Raw genomic sequence first — 919 nt, forward strand, 5'->3', positions numbered from 1 at the left:
AGCGGTGGTCGTCGTGCGCGAGGACCGCCCCGGCGACAAACGCCTCGTGGGCTACCTCACCGGCACCGCCGACCCCAGCGAACTCCGCACCGCACTGGCCGAACGGCTACCGGCCTACATGATCCCGGCGGCCATCGTGGCCTTGCCGGCACTACCCACCACCGTCAACGGCAAACTCGACACCCAGGCCCTGCCCCTGCCCGACTACCGGGACGCCGATCACTACCGCGCCCCGGCCACCGCGGTCGAAGAGATCCTGGCCGGCATCTACGCCCAAGTCCTCGGTGTCGAGCGGGTCGGCGTGGACGATTCCTTCTTCGATCTGGGTGGTGACTCGCTGTCGGCGATGCGGGTGATCGCGGCCATCAATAACGGCCTGGACAGCCGCCTTTCGGTGCGAGAGCTGTTCGAGGCGCCCACGGTCGCGCAGTTGGCCCCCCGCGTCGGCGCCGGCGGCGGTGGCCTGGCGCCGTTGGTGCCCTGCGAACGCCCGCCGACGGTCCCACTGTCGTTCGCCCAGTCCCGGTTGTGGATTATCGACCAACTGCACGGGCCGTCGCCCGTCTACAACATGGCGGCGGCGCTGCGACTGGAGGGTCCACTCGACACCGACGCTTTGCGTGCCGCACTGGGCGACGTGGTGGCGCGGCACGAAAGTTTGCGCACCGTCTTCACCGCACCTGAGGGAAACCCCCAGCAGATCGTCCTGCCGCCCACCCAATCCGCCGTCAGATGGGACGTGGTCAAGACCGACGGCTGGTCCGCCAACCGGTTGCAGGAGGTCATCGAGGCGGCGGCGCGCTACGCGTTTGATTTGTCGGTTGAGATTCCTTTGCGGGCAACGCTTTTCCGTGTGGGTTGCGATGAGCATGTGTTGGTGGCGGTGGCTCATCATATTGCCGCGGATGGGTGGTCGATT

Annotated in this window: 1 protein-coding gene; it reads left to right on the plus strand. The window is 67.6% G+C overall.

From position 1 onward, the window contains the following. Positions 1–919: condensation domain-containing protein (locus A9X03_RS18855; protein ID WP_231975419.1), on the plus strand; the 919-nt coding region annotated here is incomplete at both ends.

This window comes from Mycobacterium sp. E1715 (assembly GCF_001667625.1).
In the GTDB taxonomy this organism is placed as follows: domain Bacteria; phylum Actinomycetota; class Actinomycetes; order Mycobacteriales; family Mycobacteriaceae; genus Mycobacterium.